The sequence below is a fragment of the Streptomyces sp. NPDC058877 genome (assembly GCF_042742855.1).
Lineage (GTDB): Bacteria > Actinomycetota > Actinomycetes > Streptomycetales > Streptomycetaceae > Streptomyces.
Genome location: NZ_JBHYMF010000298.1, coordinates 1 through 6,137 on the forward strand (window position 1 = coordinate 1; position 6,137 = coordinate 6,137).

5 protein-coding genes are annotated in these 6,137 nt (G+C 69.9%); 1 reads left to right on the forward strand and 4 read right to left on the reverse strand.

Translation table 11 applies throughout. From position 1 onward, the window contains the following. Positions 1 to 1,066: 1,066 nt before the first annotated feature. The 3 genes from ACFW2Y_RS34225 to ACFW2Y_RS34235 all read right to left on the reverse strand — a co-directional run bounded on the left by ACFW2Y_RS34225 (position 1,067) and on the right by ACFW2Y_RS34235 (position 3,844). On the reverse strand, positions 1,067 to 1,699 hold the full coding sequence (locus ACFW2Y_RS34225; RefSeq protein WP_384887185.1) for a DUF6875 domain-containing protein: 633 nt from the start codon (positions 1,697 to 1,699) through the stop codon (positions 1,067 to 1,069). After that, complete coding sequence (locus tag ACFW2Y_RS34230) at positions 1,696 to 2,292, reverse strand: GNAT family N-acetyltransferase (protein WP_384887188.1); 597 nt, start codon at positions 2,290 to 2,292, stop codon at positions 1,696 to 1,698. Before ACFW2Y_RS34230 ends, ACFW2Y_RS34225 begins: the two co-directional genes overlap by 4 nt. Positions 2,293 to 2,458: 166 nt before the next feature. After that, positions 2,459 to 3,844, reverse strand: a complete 1,386-nt coding sequence (locus ACFW2Y_RS34235) for a pyridoxal phosphate-dependent decarboxylase family protein (RefSeq protein ID WP_384887191.1) — start codon at positions 3,842 to 3,844, stop codon at positions 2,459 to 2,461. A gap of 274 nt (positions 3,845 to 4,118) precedes the next feature. Between ACFW2Y_RS34235 and ACFW2Y_RS34240 the strand changes: the two genes are divergently transcribed. After that, complete coding sequence (locus ACFW2Y_RS34240) at positions 4,119 to 5,591, forward strand: multicopper oxidase family protein (RefSeq protein ID WP_384887193.1); 1,473 nt, start codon at positions 4,119 to 4,121, stop codon at positions 5,589 to 5,591. A 278-nt stretch (positions 5,592 to 5,869) separates the two neighbouring features. Here the strand turns inward: ACFW2Y_RS34240 and ACFW2Y_RS34245 are convergent. After that, a partial coding sequence (locus ACFW2Y_RS34245) for a hypothetical protein (RefSeq protein ID WP_384887196.1) occupies positions 5,870 to 6,137 on the reverse strand: 268 nt, incomplete at its 5' end.

The window sequence follows — 6,137 nt, forward strand, 5'->3', positions numbered from 1 at the left end:
CGACGTGACCGTCGAGACCAACACTGACCGCATCGCGGGCGACCTCACCAAGTGGCTGGCCGCCCGCGCTTCCTAAAACACGGCCTAGGCCCGGCCGAACGTCCCGGCGTCGTGGGGTGACGGCGTCGGGGCGCGAGTGTGCCGGGTCCGGGTGTGGCGGCGGGGGCGTTCGGCGGATCGTGTGGCTGTCCGATCGTCGACGCACAGGGTGGTGCGGGCAAAGGACCGACCGGCTTTGCCCCTGTCCGGTACAGGTGTGGCAACGAGGTCGAGCGGACCATCAACCGGCTCAAGGACTCTCGTACCGTGACGGGCTCTCGCGCCGTGACGGCCCGTTGCGGCAGACGGGTCCCTGTCTTTTGTGGCACCGTCACCGCGGCGGCAGTCCGCCTCTGGCGCAGGCCGTGGCATCACCGGCAGCGCCCGCTGAAGATCCCGGGGCGGGGACGGAAGGGCCACCACGGGGGCACGCCGCCGGGGTGCGCGGGCGTGGCGGTGCCTTCCCAGACGATCGAGGTGACGCACCGGACGACGCCGGGGAGCGTTGCCGCGAGGGCAAGGGCGTGGAGAAGGTGACGGTTGCCCATCAGGGCGCCCGCCGTGCCCCGGGCCAGCGGCAGGACCGTCCAAGGGCCCGGGATGAGCAGCTGCAGACCGTGGTGGGGCGCGTGGTTCGCCTCCGTGTCACGGGCGGTTCGCGCCTTGTCTGGGAGCGGGGCGGCGGATGCCGTGAGCAGCGGGGCTGGTGCTGTTTCGAGGCGTGCGTGCGGCCGTCGGCTTCCCCTCGGGCTCCCGCTTGCCCGTTGCTGCGGGGGGTGCCGGCCCCGCGCCGCTGCTTTCTGTCGCGTCCCCCGCTCCCCCGGCGCTGACCGCTCACGAAACGCATGGTCCTGGGGCCCCGTCCTGACGTGACCGGCCAGACGGTGGCGGGCTTTGTGTGGGTGCCGGGTCGAAGCGGCGGGGGTGCGGGCCGGGTCTGGTGGCGGCCCGCAGCGCTCGGGTGGGGCGCGAGCGCTGCGGGGTCATGGGTGCCGGCTTCGTCTGCGGGTGCCGGGCGGATGGTGGTTCACTGCATGACGCGGCTGACCAGTTGGTCGCGGATGCGGGGCGGGATCGCCGGCGCGAAGCGCTGGAGGTAGTGGTCGAAGTGCGTGTCGTCGGACATCAAGAACGGCAGGTCGAAGACGAGCAGCTTGCGTACGGCCAGCAGGGGCAGCGGGGCGCGTAAGGGGCGGAAGGAATCGTTGTAGAGGCCCGGTTCCTCGCAGACGGGGTGGAATTGGCCGATCATCAGGCCTTCTGCCACGAACTCGTCTTTGGCCGTGCGTTGGAGTTCGTCCAGCTCGCTGGAGTCGGTCGGGTCGAAGTCCGGGAGGACCAGCAGGATGGTGAGCAGTTCGCGGTCCTCGTCGCACAGCGGGGCGGCGAGTTTGGCGTAGCGGGTGCGCAGGGAGTCGACCGCTGAGGTCAGGTCGGTGCATCCCGGGGCGGGCAGGGCCAGGTGGAAGAGGTCTTTGCGCAGGGAGGTTTGGGTGTAGGGGCAGACCGGTCCGGTGCGGCCCAGCTCTGGGTGGCTGGCGACCAGGAAGGCTTTGCCCCAGGTCAACACGCGTAGCAGGGGTTCGCGGTGCGGTGCTGGTGGTTCGCCGTCGGCTATCTCGGCCGCGCTCCAGCTGGTGATCAGGTCGTCGCCCTTCATCGCGGGTCCCTCCACATCGGTCGGAGTGTCGGTCCGTTGTCGGGCAGGACGATGTCTGCGCCGATGGGGGTGAAGCCGGTTGCCTGCAGGAGGGCTTGTCCGCCTGGTGAGCTGGCTTCCGCGTAGGCGCCGACGCCTTCGTGGTCGGCGCGGTGGAGGATGTGGGTGAGCAGTTGCTTGCCCAGTCCGGTCTGTTGGCGGCCGGCGCGGACGGCGCCGAAGGCGAGGTAGTAGTGCGGGGGCGTGGTGGGGTGGTGTGCGGCTTGGAGGGCGGTGATGGTTTTCAGGGCGGGGGCGTGGGGCCCGAGGGTTGCGGCGAGGGCCTGGCTGACGGCGGTGTCGTCGGGTTCGGCGTGTGGGGGGAGGTAGAGGAACACGGCGTCGCCTTGTGGTGAGGTCAGCACGCCGTCGTGGTGGGCGTGGAGCTCGACCAGGACGCGGAAGAAGTCGGGCAGCAGTTCGGCGCGGCGCTGTTCGTCGGTGATCATCCAGCGGGTCAGTGCGTCTTGGTGGAAGGTGGTCGCCAGGAGCGAGGCGAGGCGGGCGGCCTCGGACCGGTCCACGGTGCGGGAGAGGGGGGTGGCAGCTGGCAAGGGGGGCCTCCGTTCGAAAGTGGTGGTGCGGGCGGTGGGTGCAAAAGGGGCCGCGGCCCGGCCGGGAAGTGTCGTGGGGGTCGGCGGGCCGGGCGGGTGCAGGGCCCGGCGGATACAAAGGGGGGGCCTTGGTGCCTGGCGGCGAAGGAGAGGGGCGTGTGGGGGGTCAGTGGTGGGCGGCGGCGAGTTGTTCCACGCGGGCGTGCAGGGTGGGCAGGTAGTGCTCGCTCTCCGGTTTGATCAGGACGCTTCGCATGATGCGGGCGCTGTCCGCGTCGCGCTTGAGGTGGGGGTGGCGGCGGGTGAAGGCTTCGGCGTCCGCGCGCAGCACGCTGAGGTAGACGGGGTCGGGCTGGGCGTTCATCCCGGCCTCCAGCAGTTGCTGTGAGGCGGTGTCGATGCAGGACAGTGCGGGGTGTGGGGGGGTGGGGAAGTAGGTGACGATGTCCAGGTCGGGCTGCTGGTAGAGCTCCAGGTGGGGGGACTGGTGCAGGAGTGTGGCCCAGGTGGTGGCGGCGCGGCGGTCGGCGTGCAGGATGCGGCCGAAGCTGTCGGGGGTCAGCGGCAGCAGTTGTAGCGTCAGCCAGAGTCCGGCTGCTGCGGCGCCCGCGCGGGAGCATTCCAGGCTGATCTCGCCCAGGTGCAGGTCGGAGTCGGTGAAGTAGGTGTACGGCGAGTCGTGGGCGAAGTGTCGTCCTGCTCGCGGATCGGGGAACAGGACCGCTCCGCAGCCATAGGGCTGGAGGCCGTGCTTGTGCGGGTCGACGACCACGGAGTCGCAGTGGGCGATCGCCTGCCAGGGGCGGGGGTCCAGGCCGGCCAGGCCGGATCGGCCCAAGATGGCGTAGAAGCCGCCGTAGGCCGCGTCCACGTGGACGCGTGCACCATATCGGCGGGCCAGTGCGAGTACCTCGTGCACCGGGTCGACGGCGCCCAGGCCGGTGGTGCCGGTGGTGACGACGACGGTGCCGATCCGCCCGCTGCTCAGTGCCTCTTCCAGGGCGTTCAGGTCGATCCGGCCTCGGTCGTCGACCGGGATGCGGTGGCCTTGCACGCCCAGGACGTGGCACATGCGCTCGTGGGTGTAGTGGCATTCGGCGCTGTAGGCGATGCCGCGCTCGGGGTGGAGCTGGCGGGCGACGTAGAGGGCTTCGAGGTTGGCCATGGTGCCGCTGGTGGTGAGGTGGCCGACGTGGGCGGGTAGCGCGAACATCGCCGCCAGGTCGGCGACCGCCTCCTTTTCCATGGCGGTGGTGGCCGGGCCGCCTTCGGCTGCGTGGTTGTTGGGGTTGAACAGCATGGCCGTGAGGTAGCCCACGACGGCTGCCGGGTGCGGTGGCTTGACCATTTGTCCTGCGTAACGCGGGTGGAAGAAGGGGTAGTTGTCGTCCATCCGCTTGGCCATGCGGTCGAACGCCTCGTCGAAGGCTTCGTGTTCGACGCGGTGTGCGTCATGGGTGCGGTACGGGCCGAACTGCCCGCCCCACCGCTCGGCAACCCCGATGGCCTGGGGCAGCCACTGGCGCAGGTCGTGCAGGTCGTGCAGGTCCACGGCACCTCTTCCTTCCTGTCTGCGGTGCGGACGCGGGACCGCGTACACGCACAGGAGCCTGGCGAAGGGCCCGCAAGGCTTGCGCAACGCGAACCACTGACGCTCCAAGAAGACTCAAGCGACTTGTGGGTTTCGTCTGATGCACTCGCGCCGCCGACTGCGATGCGCATCGTCACCCGGTGGGTGGCGGTTGCACGGTGCTGCGGCTGCTGTCGCGCCCGGCCATCGCCCCGCCCAACCCAGTCCAGTCCAGTCCAGTCCGGGAGGACTTTCCATGATCACCAGACGTGCCATGCTCACCGGAACGCTCTCCGTGGCCGGTGCCGGCCTGCTCGCCGGTCGTGCGGTGGCGGCCACTCCCCCGGTCGGGTCGGTGCACGGTCGGTGGGGTCGAAGAGGTGCCGCGGTCGCGGTGCCGCCGGCGTTCTCGGTGCGGATGCCGAGGCTGCCGGAGTTGTCGCCGACCTCCACCTTGGGCGGTGTCGACTGGTACCGGGTCGTGCTCAAGGAGAGCGTGCACGAGGTCCTGCCGGGCTCCCAGACCCGGGCCCTGACCTTCGACGGTCATTTTCCCGGGCCGGTGATCCGGGCCCGTACGGGGCGTCCCGTCGTCATCCGCCACCACAACGCGCTGTCCGATCCGGTCTCCGTCCACCTGCACGGCGGAAGCGTTTCGCAGGCCAATGACGGCGGCCCGATGGACACCTTCGATCCGGGCTCTTCGCGTACCTACACCTACCTCAACCGTCAGCCCGGTGCCCCGCTGTGGTTCCACGACCACGCCCATCACCTGGAGTCCGAGCACGTCTACCGGGGCCTGTCCGGGTCGTACTTGCTCTCCGACGAGACCGAGCGCTCGCTGCCGCTGCCGCGGGGGCAGTACGAGGTGCCGCTGGCCCTGCGCGACGCCCACTTCGACGAGGCCGGCCAGTTGCTCTACGTCATGGACGACGTCTTTGGTCGCAGCACCCTCTTGGCCAACGGACGGCCCACACCGTACTTTCCGGTCGCGGCCCGCAAGTACCGCTTCCGGTTGTTGAACTCTTCCAACATGCGGTTCTTCCAACTGCGCCTTTCCGATGGCGGTTCGATGGTGCAGATCGGCTCGGACGGAGGACTGCTGGAGCGGCCTCACGTCACCGACAGCATCGGGCTGTCGCCGGCGGAGCGCGCCGATGTGGTGATCGACTTCTCGCGTTACCGGGTCGGCTCGCAGGTGGTGTTGGAGAACACGCTGGGGCCGGGCACCCCCGAGGAGGTCGGCCGGGTACTGCGCTTCGACGTGGTGCGCAGCGCCGAGGATCCCAGCAGCGTCCCGGAGGTCTTGCGCACGCTGCCCGCGGTGGCGAGCCTCCCGGCGCCGGCGGTGCACCGCAGCATCGTGTTGAGCATGGACGAGGACGGGCGCGAGGAGCCGCGCGGGTTGATGGACGGCAAGGTGTGGCAGATGGGGCGCATCGACCAGACCATCCGGCACGGTGACTCGGAGATATGGACGGTGACCAACGCCAACAAGATCATCCCGCATAACTTCCACATGCATCTGGTGCAGTTTCGGGTCCTGGAGCGCAATGGCGGGCCGGTGGGGGCGGAGGAGGCGGGGTTGAAGGACACCGTGCGGTTGTTCCCGGGCGAGACGGTGAAGCTGCACGCGACGTTCAACACCTATCGCGGGACGTATGTGTACCACTGCCATCTGCTGGACCATTCGGCGATGGGGATGATGGCGAACTTCCGGGTGGAGTAGCGCGGCGGCGACGTGCTCGCGCCCGGGGCGCGCTCGGGGCGCGGGCGCGCCCCGGCACGGCCGGGGTGGCCGGGGTGGCCGGGGTGGTCGGGGTGGTCGGGGTGGTCGGGGTGGTCGGGGTGGTCGGGGTGGTTGTGGGTTCGCCCGGTGGGTGGGTGTGGGCACGGGTGCCGCGGGGAGGGGTGTTGCCTGCTCGGGCAGGCGTACGGCGTCCGGAAGGTAAGGGGCCGGCGGTGTGTGCCGGGGGCGGGCACCGCTGCTGGTGTCTGCGGCTCGTGTCAAAGAAGGAGGGGTGAGGTCCACACGCCCCGCCTCACCCCTGCCCCTTCTTTTTTCTTCTTCGCCTTGGCTTTTTCATTTTCTTTCTCGTTTTCTTTTTTCTTTCCCGGTCCTGTTTTGCTGTCGGCAGTGCCTTCGGGTGCGGATCGTCGGGGCGGGGCCGTGCGGGGGTGCAGGGCTTGGGCGAGTTCCGGGGTCGGGCGGTTGGTCGGGCCGTGACCGGTTGGGGTGCATAGCGGAGCAGGCACGGGCTTCGTGATCATTGGG